Here is a 19451-nt window from a genome sequence, read left to right as displayed (position 1 = left end):
TTAGCTCAAATAAAATTGACATTTTTCACTTTTTTATTTCTTTTTCGTTAAAAACAAGGGTACGAAGTTCAAAAAATACTTTACTTTGTAAAAAAAAATATGCTATAATTATTCGTAAAAAAATTTATGGAGGATTATTATGGGAAGACATGGTACAATAGCTGGACGTAAAGAAGCACAAGATAAAAAAAGAGCTGCTTCATTCACTAAACTTGTTAGATTGATTACAGTTGCTGCAAGAGGTGGAGAAAATCCAGAATTTAACGTAGCATTAAAACATGCTATTGAAAAAGCAAAAGCGATAAATATGCCTAATGACAACATTAACAGAGCAATAAAAAAAGGAGCGGGAACTGATGGTTCAACAGCTTTTGAAACATTAAACTATGAAGGATATGGACCTGCAGGAGTTGCAATTATCGTTGAAGCTCTTACTGATAACAAAAACAGAACAGCTTCATCTGTAAAAATGGCTTTTGATAGAAATGGTGGAAATCTTGGAGTTTCTGGATCAGTTTCATATATGTTTGGAAGAAAAGGTGAAATCATTATAGAAAAAACTGACGCAATTGACGAAGAAGCATTGATGGAAGTTGCTCTTGAAGCTGGAATGGAAGATATGGAAACTTTAGAAGATAGTTTCTACATCACAACTGAAACTGCAAATTTTGATGCTGTAGCTGATGCGTTAAGAAACGCTGGATATGAGTTATTAGAAGCAGATATTCAATATTTACCATCTATCGAAGTAGAATCTTTAGGAGAAGAAGATTTACAAAAATTGAAAAAATTAATTGATACTCTAGAAAATGACGACGATGTACAAAAAGTTCATCACAATTATGCTGGAGAATTATAAGAAAAAAAGAGGTTTTGGGCCTCTTTTTTATTTAACATATATTTGTTTCCTATTCCTTAAATAATACAACATTTTATAAAAATTAATACTAAATAAAGAGAGTCTTGAAACTCTCTTTAAACTGGCCTTTTTTTAACAATGAATATAAGTTTTTTATTTCATTTATTAAATTAATTATACAACATTTTTTTATGAAAAGCAATAATATTGTATTTTTTAACTATTTTTCAAACTTCACCTCAAATTCTTTCCCCAAAAATGCAATCCCAATTTTCAAGACTTTCTCAATCCCAGCATTTTTCAAAACAGAACTATATCCTTTCTCATCAATTTGATTTAACGCAACTTCACATTCCTTTTCAAGTTTTTCATGAATTTTATCATTACTTAAATTTTCTGTCCCATTAACAATTTTCAATTCAATAATAATTCCTTCTTTTCCTTCCAAAATATTTTTAGGTTTTAAAAGTAAATCATATCTTCCTTTTCCCGCAAAATTATTCGATGTAATTTCGTATTCATTTTTCAAAATTAAAATCAATCCTAACATCAATCCGTGATAAAATTGCTCTTTGTAAGTTCCACTCACATCAAATATTCCAGTATTTTCCAATAAAATTTCTTTTAGATATTTTTTGAAATTTGAAATATCGCCATTTGTAAGTGCATCAGTCATATCCAAAAAAATTCCAGTATTTTTAAAATATACTTCAATAAACATATCCGAAAACATTTCTAAAATTTCTTTATTGGGAATTTTTACACTGACAACTTTCTTCATTGCATCATATTTTTCTGCTAGAGTCAAATAACCACTGTGAAAAAATAAATTCCAAAAATTTTTCTCAAAATTAGCTTCTAAATTTCCGAAAGTCACATTATCATTGATAATTTTTGAAATATTCTCTTCATTTAAAAGTTTAGAAAAATCATCAAATATTTCTTTCTTCATTTTTTGTAAATACAATTTAATCAAACTATTTTCACTCGTATTTACCCAATAAGCTCCTAATTTTTTCTCGTCTAAAAAATTAATAATCGACCATGGATTGTAAACTTTCGTTTCACCAAATAAGTAACCATTGTACCATTTTTGAACATCTGATAAGTCATACTCTAATCCAAAATCTTTTAAAGAAGTTTCAACTTCATTTTCTAAAACTCCGAAGTATTCTGTAAATCGTTCATTAAGAATACTGTGAACTTTAATATTATTCAACCCAGAAAAAATATTTTCCTTGGCAACCCTCAAAATCCCAGTCATAACTCCCATTTCAAGATATTCGTTATCCTTCAAAACAGATCCATAAAAACTTTTGAAAAAATCAATAGTTTCATCGTAATATCCCTCAATATAGGAATTTATTATCGGCTGGTCATATTCATCTATTAAAACAATCACTTTTTTTCCATAAAAATCATACAAATAATTTGATAAATCTGCCAACGAATTTTTCCAATTAGCAAGATTAGCTTCCTCCATCAAAATTGAATCAAACTTTTTCTTTTTTCTTGTGCTAAGTTTTTCCTTCACAAACTCAAATTCATCATACAAGCCAGAAATAATATCTTTAATCATATCAAATCCATTTTTCCAATCTTTTTCCTGATATTTCTTAAACGAAACCGAAATCACAGGAAAATTCCCTTGCATGTCAAAATACTCACTTTTAGAAATATTCAACCCTTCAAACAGTTTCCTATTCTCATCTTTATTCTTAACATCAAAAAAGTACTTTAACATCGACATATTCAATGTTTTTCCAAATCTTCTAGGACGAGTAAACAACTTCACCTGAGAGCCATCTTCTAAAATATTTTCTATAAATTTTGTTTTATCAAAATAATAGTAATTTTTTTCAATAATGTCTTTAAAATTAGATACTCCGATTGGCAGTTTTGTTTTTTTGCTGTTCTTCATATCGGGTTCTCCTTTCTTCTTATTTTGTTATCTGAATAATTTTAATATCTATTTTTACTTAATTCTTTCTCCATGATAATATTTACTATTTTTATCTTTTACTATAGAACCGTCATAAGCTTCGTCTAGTATTTCAAAACTATCTTTATCTACTTGCTCTAATTTATATCCTTTGTAATAAATGTTACTTTGAGCTTTTCCAAAATCAGAACTTTCTTTCAACATTTTAAAATTTTTAACATTCGTATTTTTTAATTTTTGCAAATTTCCATCTTTATAGAAATAAATATTATTCTTGTCTCTATAGTAATTATTGTCAATTTTTTCAAAAGTATCTGCATCAACTGATAAAGGTTCTATTTCAGCTTCTTTTCCTTCAAAATTAGAAATTTTATATAATATATTTTTTATTTTTATAAAATCATTTTCAATTATTTCAATATTGTCAGGATTAACACCTTTCACTTTTTTCCATTTAAAGTACAAATTGTTTTTATCCTTTTTGTATCTTGTCATAAAAATATTTTGATAAGTCTCAATATCCAAATCATCTAACCTATGAAGTTTATAATCCTCCAAATAATAGACATTATTTTTATCCTTGAAATAATCATCCAACATTTTATTTGCTATTCCAAAACTTTCTATATCTATCTCATTATTTTTAAATTTTATTAAAGTTTTTTTATTTTCATCAATATAATAGACACCATTTTTATCTTTTATCAAATTTTCAGGTTCTGATATTCTATTTTCATAAATAACTTTAAAACTATTAACATCCAAACCTTTTATTTGTTGATTTTCAAAATAGACATTATTTTTATCTCTTAAAATATTTTTACTTAATTCATTAACACTGTTTCTATCTGCATTTTCTAGTTTCAATATTTTGTCACTAGAAAAATAGTAGACATCATTTTTATCTCGATAATATTTATTATCAAGATAACTACGACCGTTTATTTTTTCAAAAGTTTTCGCATCCACATTTTTTATTGGATAAATTTTCCCGCCTTTTTGGAAATAAACATCATTCTTATTTCTATAAATGGTTGGATTTTCACTTGAAATTACTTTAAAATCATTAAAATCTATATCAATCCCATTTTCTTTAAAATTTATAATTTTTAATTTATCATAATTTTTTCCAAAAGTATAAATTCCATTTTTATCTTTGAACATTGTAATATAGTATCCTTCAACTACTTCAAAAGTTTTTGGATCTATTTTATTCAGTTTATCTCCCAAATAGTAAACATTATTTTTATCCCTTCCAAAAGATTTGCTTTCTTTAAAAATTTCAAAAGTTTTCGCATCTGCATTTTGCAACTTTTCTAATCCATTTTCTGTTCTATAGTACACACTATTTTCATGAATTTCATAAAAAGGCACCACAAGAATATCTGCATTCGCAACACTCCCTACCAAAACAAACAAAAGCAGAATTTTTAACAAATATCTTTTAATGTTCACAATAACTCTCCTTTTTTATTCCAAAATTTAGCAATTCAAACAAAGCAATTCCTATTATTTAATCTCCATCTCCTCCTCAAACTTCTTCGGATTCTCCCCTTCCATTTTCTTCCCTTCAAAATAAACATTATTCTTATCTTTCCCATATTTTCCACTCATTGTCACTTCAAAAGTATCTATATCCGCTCCATTTATTTTCACGAATTTTTCTCCATTCAAAAAATAAACTCCATTTTTATCTTTAAAATAATTAGAACTATCCATTGGAGATTCAATTCTTTCAAGAGTTTTTAAGTCAATATTTTTGCTATCAAGTGGAATTATTTTATCTTTTTGATTTTCATTTTCCAACAATTTGTAAGCTCCGTTTTTGTCAACTAAAATTATATCATACGACATTCCGCCATCAAAATAGTTAAAGTTATTTGAACTGATTTTCTCCAATTTCTTCCCTCGATAAAACACACTATTTTTATCTTTTATCCAAAGCCCGTCTATTCCTTCAGCACTCTTAACATCTATTCCTTTCACTTTTTCTCCGTCAAAGTAAACATTATTTTTGTCTTTTGCAATAAAAGTATAATTTTCGTTGTCATATTCAAATGAATTTGGATCTGATCCATCTATTTTCTTAAACTCATTTTCTTCAAAATAATAAAGATTTTTATCGTCTTTATAATAATTTCCGCCTATTTCTTCAAAATTTTCAAGATTGACTTTTTCGTTGATTGGAATTAATTTTATCTCATTTTTTTCTTCATCTTCGTCAATTTTATAAAGTCTGTTTTTATCCTTTATAAAATTAAATACTATTTTTTCAAAACTTGCAGCATCGATTCCATCCAATTTTTTATTTTTATAATAAATATTATTTTTATCTTTCGCAAAATTATAATCCAAGTCTTTGAATGTTTTTAAGTCAGCATTTTCTATTTTATGTAAATTTCCAGAATCCTCGTAGTAAATACTATTTTTATCTTTAAAATAATAATCGCTATCATTAACTTTTTTAAAACTTCTCAAATCCAATCCTTTTAAGTTCAACTTTTTAGTTTTTATTTCTGAATTTTCATTTTCTTCTGAAATATTTTCCAAAAAGTACACTCCATTTTTATCTTTTATCATTTCATAGTTCAATGCTTCAAATGTCTTTGGATCAATTCCATCCACTTTGTACTCAAAAATATAAAGATTTTTATCATCTCTTGCAAAATAATCGTCAACAATTTCAAATGTTTTCGGATTCGCACCAGCCAATTTTTCAAATTCCATTTTATTATCTTTATCATTCAAAAAATATATATTATCTTTATCTTTAAAATATTTGTTATAAGAATCTCCAAAAAATTCTAAACTTGGAATGTCAACTCCTTTTGTATCTAAAACTTTCACTTTATAAGTAATTTCATTAATTCCATCACTTTCTCTATCCAAATAGTAAACATTCTTATAATCTTTCACAAAATTAAACATATCATCCAATATTTCAAACCCTTTAGAACTCACGCCTTCCAACTTTTGATTTCCAATAAAAATACTATTTTTATCTTTTGAAATAATTCCAAACTCAAATGTAGCCGGATCTGCTCCTTGCAGTATTTTTAAAGAAACATCTCCATCATTATCTTCTGCATAATAAACAGCATTTTTATCTTTGTAACTTAATCCACCGAAAATATCTTCAAAAGTTGCCACATCAATATTAAGATTTTTAATCGGTTTTACTTTCACTTCATCATTATCATTTACAGAAATTTCATAAACATTTTTCTTATCTTTCAAATAACCCTCGTTAAAGATTTTAAGACCATCTAATCCTACAAAAGCCAGTTTTTCTCCCAAGTAATAAACATTTTTACTATCCACTCCATAATTTCCGTTTACAACTTTAAATGTGTTTTTATCAACATTTTTCACAATTTTTATTTTCCCATCTTCATCATTCACAAAGTAAACATTTTTCCCATCTCTCAAATAACTACTAAAAACAGAATTTCCATCATCCAAATATTCCAAATTATTTACATCAATTTTCAAATTAACTTTCTCAAGTTTTCCATCAGAAAAATAATAAATATTATTTTTATCCTTTATAAAATCACGCAATTCAATTATTTTTTCAGCACTTTTAACATCAATGCCACTTTTAATTTTTTTTAAGTCATTATCTGAATGATAATAAAAATTATTTTTATCTTTATACAAATCGTACATTTCAAAATATTTAAATGTGTCATAATCAATATTCAAACCATTTATTTTCTTTATTTTAAATTTTTCTTTTGTATTATCATCTGACTTGTCATATGAATTTCCTTCATTTACAGTCACCAAGTAATGATCATTGCCACTTTGAAAAATATAATCGTAATCTCCTAATTCTTCAACAACTTTAGCATTATTCGAAGAAATTCCATCTATTTTTTCTCCAAAATAGTAAACGCCATTTTTATCTTTCCCAAATTCAGTATTCAAAATATCAAAACTACTTCTATCAATATTTTTCGACATTTCCAAAACCCAATTATAATTAGAGTCAGAATAATCATTTTTTAAAGCAAAAACATTATTTTTATCCCTAAAATAGTAACTCTCTCCCATTCTTTCAAAAGTCTTCGCATCCACATTTTTAATATCTTTACGCTCATCCATATAAAAAACTCTATTCTTATCTTTCGCTATCCAATTATCAAAATATTTAAAACTCGCAATATCTATATTTCCTAATTTTTCCCCTTTATTATAGACATTATTTTTATCTCTAGCAATAGAATACCCTAAAATTTCAAAAGAATTTCTATCCGCTCCTGTTATTTTTTCCAAATTATCTTTATCAATATAAACATTGCTTTTATCTACATAATAGTCAAAGTAGGAATCTTTATTATTCTCTAAAACCTTAAAACTTTTCACATCAAGTCCATCAATCGAAACTTTTTTCGTTTTTATTTCATTACTTGAAAAATAAGAAAGCGAATCAGTTTCAAATTTGTACAAGTTTTTATCATCTTTTACATATTTGGCATCCAAAATCTCAAATCCTTTAGGTGAAACATCTTTTATCTTTTTCCCAATGAAATAAGCATTCGTGCTATCTTTTCCAAAAAAGCCAGCCATTTCCATATTGTCTTCTCCAACATTCTCCAAAGTCTTCGCATCCGCACCTTTCACTTTCGACTTAATTTCAAAATATGGCATTTTATAATAAACTTCTCCATTTTCCTTAAAATACTCAGCATTTGCGATAGTTCCCGCTAAAATAAATAAAATCAATATTTTTAATAGATTTTTTGTTTTCATATTCGCTCCTTATTTTTAATTTTTCATTTTAATGTTAGATTTATCTAAATCCTTTTTGATAAATGCTATTATTTCCCTTGTAATTCAAAAATATTAACCACATTGAACATCAACAAAAATATCTGAAAAATCTTTATTTTTCAATTTTTCACTATTAATAAAAAAGTTCACAAATCCAGCATCAAAAATTAAAGCTCGCCAATCTCCATCTTTAGACAAATCACTTCCTAACTGAAAAAGAACCGTATCGTATTTTTCTTTTTCTCCTTCCTTTTCTCTAGGGTCATATCCTTGAAAAAAATCAGGATATCCGCCACAATGCGTTCTTGAATCAATTCCACACGCCTTTTCATCTACTATTTCCATATTTTTGTCAATATACTCATTCCATTTAAAATTATAGAATATGTCATCTTCTACCTTTAAAAATATATCTTCCTTTTCTTTTTCCGACAATTTTAAATTCATTTTTTCCAAAGTTGTCTCAAGATATTTTTCCTGCTTTTCCTCACTTATCTCTGAAATATTATACATCGAAGAAAATTCCAATGCATACCCAATCTCTCTTCCAAGCGTTTCTCCAAAAGGAAAATCTCCACAATCAAATTTTGGATTATAAATCTCCTTCAATTCTTCTTCACTATAATGTTCTCCGATATTTTCATAATAGATTACTTTCAAGTCATCTTCATTATAAACTTCAAAATCTGTATCCCCTTGCATATAAATTTGAATAAGCCCCTTTTCAGGAAAATTTTCAAGTCCTTTTAAATCCTCGCAATTAATTTGAGCAAACAGAGCCATTGTTTCATTTCCATCTTCATCGTCATCCTCATCATCTTCACAATCTGAAAACTCATCATAAAACATCGGTGCTCTTTCTCCAATCGGAATATACGGAAATCCTCCCACTTTACTCTCCGTCAAAGAAATTTCTTCTCTATCCAAAAGTTTTGCATGACGAAGTGGCTTAATATTAAGTTCCACATTATTTTCTTTAATTTCTTGCAAAAAATCCCCTTTTATTCTTTCTAAAATCTCATTAACAATTTCTTTATTCAAATTTGACATTTTTATTACTCCCTCTTTTTAAATATTTTTATTTTTTCTTAATATATTTTACCTCATTTTTTGTAATTTCAAAATTATTAAAATTTCAATATTTAATTATTTTTCTTCATAATTAAGAATCATTTTTTAATTCCAAAATTCCAGTTCATCTTCTTCCATAATTTCTTCATCTTCATTCTCATTAATATCTAACAAAATATCATCAATTCCTAAATCATTCATTTCAGGATCAATTTTATCAAGAAAATTGGTAAATTCTCTTTTAGCCTTTTGAATGCTGATTTTATCACCTGTACGAACAATCAAACTATAGTTGTCTAAATAAGACGAAATACGATTACGGATTTCCATATTTACAATTTCAGAAAAAATCCTATTTGCTCTTTCTATTAGCAACTTATCTTTGTATTGATTTTCTGATTGAATTTTCAATTCTTCCAAGATTTTAATTCTTTCATTTTTTTCCTCTTCTGACATTTCTCCATTGATAATAAGTTTATTTCTCTTTTCTCCTGTACTCAATGCAGTTGCTTCCACTTCCAAAATACCATTTATATCATAAGTAAATCTCACTTCAACATTTTCACGCCCAGCCAAATTTTTTGGAACATTTATTTCAAAATCTCCCAAAAATAAATTTTCAGCTATATTTAAACTTTCTCCTTGATAAATCGCAATTCTTATCACTGTCTGATCATCTTCTGTCGTAGAAAAAAATTGGGATCTGCTTGTAGGAACTGTTGCATTTCGAGAAATAATTGGCGCAAATCTTTCCCCAATTACTTCAATTCCGAGCGTAAATGGACACACATCTGTCAAAATTCTTTCCTTAAACGCCTTATTTCTCTCCTTCATTCCAACAGTCACTCCAACTCCATAAGCCACAACCGTATCTGGATTTTGAACTATTGATACAAGTTTTTTTCCATCAACAAAATTTGTACTATCTAAATATGTATTTTCTCCACGCATTTTGTTAAAATATTTCTCTACAAACTCTTCAATAATACCTAGTTTTACACCTCCACCAACTAAAATTACTTTTTCTATTTCGTGAGCACTCGTATTTCCGTCTTGCAATGCTTTGTCTATCGCATTTTTTATTTTCACAAGTAACGGTTTCACTGCTTCTCTAAATTCCTTCTGAGTAATTTTCGTTTTATAATTTGTTTCTCCAATTTTCATTTCTATTTCTACATCTTTTATACTTATTAATTTTTTTGCTCTATCAGCCTTCGTGTACAATTTTACTCTTTCATCACGACTCAAATCCAATACAGATTTCTGAATATTTCTCAAAAAAATTTCGCATATTTTTGTAGTAAAATCTTCCCCGCCAAGCATCGTATCCCCGCTTATAGAAATCACTTCCATAATATTTTCAAATGTTTCGAGCAAAGTAACATCAAATGTCCCACCACCCAAATCAAGCACCAAAAATTTTAAATTTTTATCTAAAATATAACTTCCTAGTGACAAAGCAGCAGCCGTTGGTTCATTTATAAGTCTTTCTACTGTAATTCCTGCCAATTCTGCCGCTATTTTTGTATCTTTTCTCTGTTTATCATTAAAATACGCTGGAACACTGATAATTGCTCTATCTATTTTTTCATTCAACTGTCTTTCTGCATTTTCCTTCAAATGTTTCAACACAATCGAAGAAAGCATTTGTGCATCAAAAACTTTATCTTTTATTTTGATTCTCGCACTTGTTCCCATTTTTCTTTTAAAATTACTTGCAGTTGCTCCAGAGTTCATCATCCTTCTCTCTTTCGCCAATTCTCCTACAGTTATCTCATTATTTTCATCAATTCCCACAACAGACGGAATTAAAATATTTCCATACTCATTTTTCACAAATCGTATTTCTCCATTATCATCAATATATGTAGCTAAACTATTTGTTGTCCCCAGATCTATTCCAATCATTCTTCCCATTTTTATTTCCTCCTTGATATTTTTTTAAGACAAATACATCTAATGTATTTAATACTTGTTTTGAAAAATCTTTTAATCGATTATATCTAATATTTGTAGTTACAATCATTTTTGTGATTATAATTGCATTAAAAAATATATATTGTAATATTAATTTCAAATAAGGCATATAGCCTAAATTTATTGATGTTTCATCACTAGTCTGAATAATTTTCCCTATCAAAATTATTCCGCTAATTAATAAAATAGACAGATAACTAGATATTCCGTATTTTTTACTCCATTTAAAATCTTTTTCATTCGCAATATTAATCCAATCTATAATCGTAAATAAAATAATTCCTATCATCGCCACATTTTTAAATATATAAATAACATAAATTATTACTAATACCGCTGCCATCCAAGCTAAAAATTTCAAGCAACTTATCACAATCAAATATAATACCATCATTATTGAACTCATTACCATCATTACAAATTTAAAATTATTTTTTGAGTTTTCATCATTTCTGTTATTAAAACTTTTCATAGAATTATTAATTTTGCGATACGAACTTTTAATTTTACTTTCATATTCATCTTTTATCATATGCATTCCGATTCTACGCAACATATATTTAAAAATATTTTTATCTTTGCCTACTACATCAAAAGGATACAACGCAATATTTATTCCAAAGACCTTAAAAACCATAACATTTAAGTAATTTTGGATAAACATGTCATATCCTTTTTCATTTTGCCAAATATTTTTACTCTTAATTTCTTTTGCAATTTCATCTAAAATTTTATTATCCATTTTAGAATTTCTTTGATTTTTTCCTAAAATTTCTAAAACAATGTTATTTTGTTCATTAGAATCACCAAGATTATAAATCAAAAGTTTTTTTTCAATATCAGTTATATTGGTCCAATCGTTATTTTTCCTCAAAATTTCCCTAATTTGCCTCTTCTCAAATTCATCAAAATTATAATGATATTCAGACAAAAGTACATCGTACTCATATAGTGGACGATTTTCTGAAAAAATAAGTTTTCTAAATTGCTCCAACCACTCAGATATTGATTTTTTCTGTTCTTCTTTTTTTTCAAAATTATTTGTATTCTCTTTTTTCTCTTTATTTTTTTCAAAAGTTTTTTCATTCTCATAATTGTTTTTATTAGAAAAAATATTCTCAAATTTATTTTCATTCTTTTCTTCAGAAAAAATATCTTCAAAATTTCCAAAAAAAGAGTTTTCTTTATTTTCTTCAAAATCCTTTTTCACTCTTTCAAAAAACTCTGTATCTTCATCATTTTTCTCAGCCGTCTCACTCTCTGATTTCACTTCATCAAAATCAAATTTTTCAAACTCCAAAACAACTCTATACGCTTCATTAATCTTCATAAACATCTCAGGAAACTCCTCAGGATGATATTTTTTTAATATTTTAGAATATGCAATTTTTATTTTCTTTTTATCATCTGTCGGTTCTATTTCCAGTATTTTAAACGCTTCATCAAAATTCAAAATCATCACTCCCAATTTTTCTCAAATAATAGAATAGATATGTTCGATAACCTAAGTTTACAAGGAATAACCTCTAGTTTTAAAATATTTATTTTGTCAAATCCTAAATTTATATAGTTATTGAACAAGTCTAATATAAAAATAATCTTTTATTTATTTTACAACAAATTTTTTAGTCTTTTATTCAATAGTAGTAAATCCCTTTAAATTTAAATAATTTTACTAGTTAGTGAGTAACAACATAAAACGGCATAAGTAATCTAATTCCTTCCAAAAATTCCTCAACAAGCTCATCCAAACTCTCAAATCTTTCAATCTCTTCCACATCAAACTTAACCAAAACTTTCCTGATTTCCCCATTTTCCAAATTTTTAAGAAATTTCTCTCTATTTTTTTCATTTCCTTCAAATCTATCCAAAGCACAGTTTTCCTTACTTTTCGCAAATTGCACAAAATAATAAAGCGGTTCATTAATCGGAACTTCCAAAACTTTATTCTGATTTTCAAGCGTATTTTCCCCAATTTTTCTTTCAACAAAACTCACTTCAAGCGAAATCCCAATTTTCTTAGTCTTCTCATTTTTAAAAACTCTCAAAGCAATCCCTGATTCAGTATCACTATCCCCATCTTGTCGCAAAAACACCCAAAGATAAGGTCTTGCAATCTGAGCCTGATTCATCCAGCTACTAACTTTCTGCAAATGAAATCCATCTGTCTTTTCTTCCAAAGCCTTTGCAATTTCCGTAAAAACTTTTCTAGCATTTTGTCCATTTTTTCTAAAAAGTTCCATATCTTCTTTTAAATCTCCAGCTTTTTCAGGTTTTACATATTTTTTCCCTTCATAATTTGTGTATTCAATTAATGGTTTGTAGTTAAATTTTTTTGTCATATTGATCATCCCTTTTTTCAGTTTTTTATGAAATTATACCATATTTCCAGAATATTTTTTAAATATTTTTCTTACTTTTAAAGTATCAAATATACCCAAATCATTTTAAACCTTTAAAAAATACGAATTTTATTTCCTTATAAAAAATAAAATGTGCCAAAAACTTTTGAAATATCAAAAATTTAAGACACAATTTAATACAATTTATAAGTTAATATTTAAAAACCATGTTCTTCCAATATCAATATAGTATTATATTCTACTTCCGCTTCTCGTGAACCTCTATCCATTGCCATTTTATAATACTTTTTAGCATTGCTATAATCTTTTTCATCTCGATAAATTGCTCCCACATTCATCATCGCATCTACTTTACCTTTTTGAGCAAGCGGTATCAAATATTTTTTAGCTTGTGCGAATTTTCCTTGAACTTTATATAAAATTCCTAAATTATATTCAGGATCATCGTTATTTCCAAGTTCTATTGCCTTCAAAAAATATTTTTCTGCTTCATCGTATTTTTTTTGATAGTAGCAAGAAACTCCTAAATTATAGAAAACTTCGCTTTCTTGATATTTTTCTTTCAATAATCGATTATAAAGTTCATCAGCCTTCTGATAATTTCCTTCTTGCCTGTAAATAATTGCCAATTGAAATATTGCATCATTTTGATTTTTTGCAGCCAATTTTTCTAAATAAAATTTCTCTTTATCATAATTCTTTTGTCTATCATAAAACATTGCTAAATTAAACATCGCATCATCATATCCCATATCAGCAGCCTTTTTATAATACTTTTCGCCTTCTATTATTTTTCCTTGCTCCATATAAAGATAACCTAAATTATATATCGCATGAACATCTTTCTTTTTAGCCAATTCCAAATATATTTTTTCAGCTTTGACATATTCTTTCTGTTCCAAATATGATTTTGCCAATTTAAATTTCTCATTAGAATTTGGATTTGAATTTGAAAAAACATTAAAAGAAAGTATAAAAATTGAAAAAATTAATAATATTTTACTTTTCATTGTATAGTCTCCTTAAACTGTAATACACTAACATCCATCTCGAATAGTTTATTACGAATCTCAATATCTATTTCTTTTTTTATAACTTAACTTCTCTTTTTTCCTTGAGTGCCATTAACCCTTCATTTTTTCTAATTCTGATTACTTATATTTAATACTTTTTAAAATTTTATTTTTTTACTTAAATACTTTTACACAACTTTTTATAATCATTATTTATCCAATTTCTATAATTTATCCAAATTGCATCATAAAGCGGTTCGCCTATCAGTTTTTGAATATATAATTTCCCTTCTGGAAAATATTTTTTATTATGGACTTGAATCGTAGTAACAACCTGATAAATATCATCGTGCGGAATAGTTTTATAGTCTTTCGTTGACAGCAAAGGAAGTAAATAGCACTCATTATCAAAATCATACACCCAATCATCCATTAATCTGACATTATAACCACAATGTATCATTTTATCAAACAAAACTTCAGCCATCGTAAAGGCAAAATCTCCCTCGTGTCCTCTATCCATTTCCTTCAAATTACCAAAATTTTCTTCCATTTTTTTCCAAGAAGGTTTTTCAACATATTTTAGCTTAATTTTAGGCAAAAATTCAAATTCTGGTATTTTTAACCACTCACTTTTCTCGAATTTATTGTCAAGTACGAAAAATGTTTGACTTTTACTATATTCATAATCCTTCCAGTTCTTTAGAATTTCTCTGTAATAAAGTTCAGTATTTCCTTCTGGATTTAATTCATTACGGTATAAACGATTATCATCTATACTGCAATCTACATAAAAATCACCTTTATCAAATTCTTCAAGATAGCTGCCATAATTATTGTATGGATATTTTAAAAGAGAAATATCAATCTTAGAATCTTTTAATGAAATTTTTTCTTTAATAAGTGAAAATATATTTGACAAAAAATTTTCTTCACTTTCTTTTCCTTGATATTTTTCTTCGTCATAGTTATATATTGTTTTTATATTTCCAGAAACAATGATTTTTTTCTTTCCATTAATTTCTATTCTTCTCAAATCTGTTTTATCAGGATTTATTAACTTTAAATAGTTCAGTCTGTCATAATTGAACCAATTTTCAAAAGCCTGTATCAAGGAATCTTTATAATTAAGGTTCATTTGAGATCCATTCCAATTTTTCATTCCTTCAGGAAAATATTTTTCGTGAAAAAGATGAATATTAATGCTCACTGACATTTTTTTATCAGTAGTTCCACCCCCGACAAATAAAGGTAATAAGTAATATCCAGTTTCAATCTCATGAATATACTGATATTCTCCTATTTCCTTCAATTCTACTTTTATTCCTTTTTCTATCAAAAATTCAGAAAATACTTCTGCAATCTTCATTTTTTCTGGACTTCCATAATAATAATCCAAAAGCTGCTGTGTATCGTATTCTAATACACTAGGCAATTTGTTTTCAAACTCGCTTAAATTCTTATTCACAAAAAACTCCTCCTAGTTTTGTCAAATTATTTCAAAACTATTCTGGTATAAATTAACCAAATTTTAGTTACTTATATTACATACTTTATTCTGTGGCTTCCATCTGCACTGAAATATTCTTTTCTTCATAATTAAATTGTGCCCAAAACTTTTAAAATACAAAAATTCAAGACACAATTTAATACAATTTATAAGTTAATAATCAAATTTTTATTCAAGTCATTAATTTTTTAGAAATTTTCCTAGATTAAACTCTCAATTCTTCCCTATCCTCAACGATCTCATCCTTATACTTATCCAAAATCGGATCAATCTCATTCTTAACGAAATCTTCAGTTTGTTGTCCAGCAAATCCAGTGTAATTAGCAGAAACTAAGATTCCTTCCATATCTTCTGCTTTAAGTCCCAATCTACCGTCTTTTATAATTCTATCAATTAATCTGTTAGGATTTCCATTTAATTTAATTTCTTTTGTTTCTTCCATTGAAAGTTCTCTAATAATTTCGTGAACTTCTTGTCTGTCCATTCCTTTTTTAACTGATTCCATAATAATATTTTCAGTCGCCATAAACGGCAATTCCTTTTGAATATTAGCTTCAATTACTTTTGGATAAACAACAACTCCATCCATAATGTTAAGCCAAATAATTAAAATTGCATCAACCGCCAAGAATGCTTGTGGAATAGACAATCTCTTACTTGCAGAATCATCCAATGTTCTTTCAAACCATTGCGTTGCAAAAACTAACGCACCTGTTTGTGAGCTTGAAATTACATATTTTGCAAGTGATGAAATTCTTTCACTTCTCATTGGATTTCTCTTGTATGCCATCGCACTTGACCCAATTTGATTTTTTTCAAATGGTTCTTCCAATTCTTTCAAATGTTGCAACAATCTAAAATCGTTTGTAAATTTGTGAGAAGATTGAGCAATATTTGACAATAAATTCAAGATTTGTGCGTCCACTTTTCTATCGTAAGTTTGTCCTGAAACACCTTGTTTTTTACCAAATCCAGCTTTTGTAGTAACCAATTCATCCAACTGTTTTACTTTTTCAAAATCTCCTTCAAACAATTCTTTAAAACTAGCCTGAGTCCCAGTAGTCCCTTTAACTCCTCTAAATCTCAAGTTTTCTAATCTAAATTCCAATTCTTCAAAATCAAGAAGCAACGAATGAAGCCATAAAGTCGATCTTTTTCCAACAGTAGTAAGCTGTGCCGCTTGGAAATGAGTAAATCCTAAAGTTGGCAAGTCTTTGTATTGTAACGCAAAATCTCTCATTTTTTCAATTAAGACAAGCAGTCTTTTTCTAATAACTAAAAGCCCTTCCTTAATTTGAATCAAATCAGTATTATCTCCTACATACGCACTTGTCGCTCCTAAATGAATAATTTTTCTTGCATTTTTAGCTTGTTCCCCATAAGTATGCACATGAGCCATAACATCATGTCTCAATTTTTTCTCGAATTCAGCCGCAACTTCAAAGTCAACATCATCTTTATATTTTTTTAGTTCCTCAATTTGTTCATCAGTAATAAAATCAAGCCCAAGCTCTTTTTCCGCCTCTGCCAAATTTATCCACAATTTTCTCCAAGTTCTAAATTTAAACTCTGGTGAAAAAATATGCAACATTTCCTTACTTGAATATCTCTCCGCCAACGGATTTGAATATATGCTCATATCTGCCATTTCTAATTCCTCCTAATTATTATTTTTTGTAAATTTATACTCTGAACCTAAATCCCAATTAAATTCAGTCCCTAATTTATCCCAATCAAACTTTTTATTTTTTATTCTTAAATTTTTATGATAACAATTTTCACAACATGTTATTATTTGAAATTTAAAAGAATATGATAAAATTCCTAAAACTAATAATTAATTATAATTTTATTTATACTTATTATTCCTTTTTGTATAAACAAAATCTCTATTTACAAAATTTTCTGTTGACTAATTATCCCAAATATAAATTGTTCCGTCTTTAAAATAAATTTTCTTTACCCAATCTTGATTTTCAGTAAATTTAACATCAAATGGTTTATATCTAATTCCTTTATCTCTTTCATTAGTTTCGTCTAAAAATCCAATTATTTGTATTTTTTCATCACTTTCAATAAAATTTCTTATCATTTTGGTAGAAACTATTTTACTTATCATAATTTTTGGCTTTTTACCATTTACTTGAAAATCTTTTTCTGTATAAACTTTTTTATTTTTTCCAATTGCCTTAAAATTTTCATATTCTAATTCTATTTTATTTTCATCATCTTTCGATAATCCTTGTCCAACTAATTTTAAAGTAATTGTATCAAAAGATAAATTTTGTGCAACACTTTCACTCACAGTTTTATCAATTTTTGATTTTTTACTATTTTGTGCTTTAGCTGAAAATGAAATTCCTCCTATAACTAACATCAATACTAATAATAATTTTTTCATTAATCATTCCTTTCTTTAAAGTTAATTTCAAAAGATATCTTTTATTCTCTTATATTTTTATAGATTTCAATTAATTCAAAAATTTCTATTTTACAAACTCTCCCAAATCATATCTATAAATATTCTGAGTTCTTTCAGGTCCAACTGAAATCATTGAAACACGGCATTTCAATTTATTTTCAATATATTCAATATATTTTTTACAATTTTCAGGCAAATCTTCGTAATTTTTTATTTGAGTAATATCTTCGTTCCATCCGTCCAATTCTTCGTAAATTACTTTCAAATCTTTAGATTTTCTCAAGTTTCCAGGATATGAGTAACAAACTTTTCCATCAATTTCATAACCAACTGCAACTTTTATTTTTTCAAATCCAGTCAATACATCTAATTTTGTCAATACAATATCTGTCAATCCATCAATTAACACAGCATATTTTCCGATTACTAAATCAAGCCATCCACATCTTCTAGGACGCCCAGTTGTAGCACCAAATTCGTGTCCAACTTTTCTCAAAGTTTCTCCATCTTCATTTTCCAATTCTGTAGGGAAAGGTCCTTCTCCTACTCTTGTTGTGTAGGCTTTCATAACTCCAAGCACTCTTGAAATTTTTGTCGGTGCAACCCCAGTTCCTACTGTTACTCCACCAGATGTTGGCGATGACGAAGTTACATAAGGATAAGTTCCATAATCAATATCAAGCATTAACGCTTGTGCCCCTTCAAAAAGTACAACTTTTCCTTCTTCAATCCCTTCATTAATTTCCACAACTGCATCAATAATTCTAAATTTAATCTTTTCAGCAAGTTTCATAAATTTATCATAAAGTTCTTCCAAATTGAAAGTTCCTTTACCGTATCTAACTAACATATCATTTTTTTCATTTACATTCCAAGTAAGTTTATCTCTAAATCTTTCTGGCTCCAATAAATCTCCAATTCTAATTCCATTTCTAGCAATTTTATCAATGTAGCAAGGTCCAATCCCTCTTTGAGTAGTCCCAATCTTATTTTCACCCATCGCTTCTTCTTTAGCCTTGTCAATTTCAATGTGATAAGGCATTATCACATGAGCTCTTTCATCAATAAATAAATTATCAAGCTTTTTCCCTCTTTTTTCCAACTCATCTATTTCTTTAAGCAAGACCTCGATATCAACAACGACTCCAGCACCAATTATACATTTCCCAGCTGAATTAATAATCCCAGATGGCAATAAATGTAAAATAAATTTTTCATCATTTACAACAACTGTATGTCCTGCATTATTTCCTCCTTGGAATCTAACTACATAGTCTGCTTTTGGAGATAAGACATCGATTATTTTCCCTTTTCCTTCATCTCCCCACTGAGTTCCTACAATTACAAAAGTATTATTTTTCATATTTTTTCCTCCTATTTTTTAGAGCTACAATCTATTAAAAAATTTAACAAATTCCCAAAAAGCTTTTTAATTTTAGAAATAATCTTTTACTTCTTATTTTACTATACTTTTGAAAATTTTTCTAGTATTTCAAGCCTTTTTTTATAAAATTTTAA

13 protein-coding genes are annotated in these 19451 nt (G+C 27.3%); 1 reads left to right on the top strand and 12 read right to left on the bottom strand.

Going from position 1 to position 19451, the window contains the following annotated elements:
* Positions 1–139: 139 nt before the first annotated feature.
* The gene (locus J4863_RS03500; RefSeq protein ID WP_211619079.1) at positions 140–859 is read left to right on the top strand and encodes a YebC/PmpR family DNA-binding transcriptional regulator; all 720 of its coding nucleotides are present in this window, start codon (positions 140–142) and stop codon (positions 857–859) included.
* Positions 860–1079: 220 nt separating this feature from the next.
* Here J4863_RS03500 and J4863_RS03495 read toward each other — a convergent pair whose 3' ends face one another.
* The 12 genes from J4863_RS03495 to J4863_RS03440 all read right to left on the bottom strand — a co-directional run bounded on the left by J4863_RS03495 (position 1080) and on the right by J4863_RS03440 (position 19296).
* On the bottom strand, positions 1080–2780 hold the full coding sequence (locus J4863_RS03495; RefSeq protein WP_211619078.1) for an AAA family ATPase: 1701 nt from the start codon (positions 2778–2780) through the stop codon (positions 1080–1082).
* Positions 2781–2834: 54 nt separating this feature from the next.
* Positions 2835–4256 (bottom strand): DKNYY domain-containing protein, encoded by a 1422-nt coding sequence (locus tag J4863_RS03490; RefSeq protein ID WP_211619077.1) that lies wholly within the window; start codon positions 4254–4256, stop codon positions 2835–2837.
* 54 nt (positions 4257–4310) lie between these two features.
* Positions 4311–7556 (bottom strand): DKNYY domain-containing protein, encoded by a 3246-nt coding sequence (locus J4863_RS03485; RefSeq protein ID WP_211619076.1) that lies wholly within the window; start codon positions 7554–7556, stop codon positions 4311–4313.
* 93 nt (positions 7557–7649) lie between these two features.
* Positions 7650–8627: a YwqG family protein gene (locus J4863_RS03480; RefSeq protein WP_211619075.1), complete on the bottom strand. Its 978-nt coding sequence runs from the start codon at positions 8625–8627 to the stop codon at positions 7650–7652.
* Between the two features lie 126 nt (positions 8628–8753).
* The gene (locus tag J4863_RS03475; protein WP_211619074.1) at positions 8754–10565 is read right to left on the bottom strand and encodes an Hsp70 family protein; all 1812 of its coding nucleotides are present in this window, start codon (positions 10563–10565) and stop codon (positions 8754–8756) included.
* Positions 10525–12078, bottom strand: coding sequence for a DnaJ domain-containing protein (locus J4863_RS03470; RefSeq protein ID WP_211619073.1), 1554 nt, complete (start codon positions 12076–12078; stop codon positions 10525–10527). Before J4863_RS03470 ends, J4863_RS03475 begins: the two co-directional genes overlap by 41 nt.
* 226 nt (positions 12079–12304) lie before the next feature.
* Positions 12305–12967, bottom strand: a complete 663-nt coding sequence (locus tag J4863_RS03465) for a sakacin A production response regulator (protein WP_211619072.1) — start codon at positions 12965–12967, stop codon at positions 12305–12307.
* A 218-nt stretch (positions 12968–13185) separates the two neighbouring features.
* Entirely contained in the window at positions 13186–13998 is an 813-nt protein-coding gene (locus J4863_RS03460; RefSeq protein WP_211619071.1) for a lipopolysaccharide assembly protein LapB, read from the bottom strand.
* Positions 13999–14179: 181 nt separating this feature from the next.
* On the bottom strand, positions 14180–15469 hold the full coding sequence (locus tag J4863_RS03455) for a hypothetical protein (RefSeq protein WP_211619070.1): 1290 nt from the start codon (positions 15467–15469) through the stop codon (positions 14180–14182).
* A 247-nt stretch (positions 15470–15716) separates the two neighbouring features.
* The gene (gene purB / locus J4863_RS03450; RefSeq protein WP_211619069.1) at positions 15717–17159 is read right to left on the bottom strand and encodes an adenylosuccinate lyase; all 1443 of its coding nucleotides are present in this window, start codon (positions 17157–17159) and stop codon (positions 15717–15719) included.
* 264 nt (positions 17160–17423) lie between these two features.
* On the bottom strand, positions 17424–17912 hold the full coding sequence (locus J4863_RS03445) for a hypothetical protein (RefSeq protein ID WP_211619068.1): 489 nt from the start codon (positions 17910–17912) through the stop codon (positions 17424–17426).
* An 85-nt stretch (positions 17913–17997) separates the two neighbouring features.
* Positions 17998–19296 carry an adenylosuccinate synthase gene (locus J4863_RS03440; RefSeq protein ID WP_211619067.1) on the bottom strand — a complete coding sequence of 433 codons (1299 nt, stop codon included), beginning with the start codon at positions 19294–19296 and terminating at the stop codon, positions 17998–18000.
* Between the last annotated feature and the right edge of the window lie 155 nt (positions 19297–19451).

The sequence above is a fragment of the Leptotrichia sp. oral taxon 221 genome (assembly GCF_018128245.1).
GTDB lineage: Bacteria > Fusobacteriota > Fusobacteriia > Fusobacteriales > Leptotrichiaceae > JABCPH02.
This window is presented reverse-complemented; position numbering and strand designations above follow the sequence as displayed.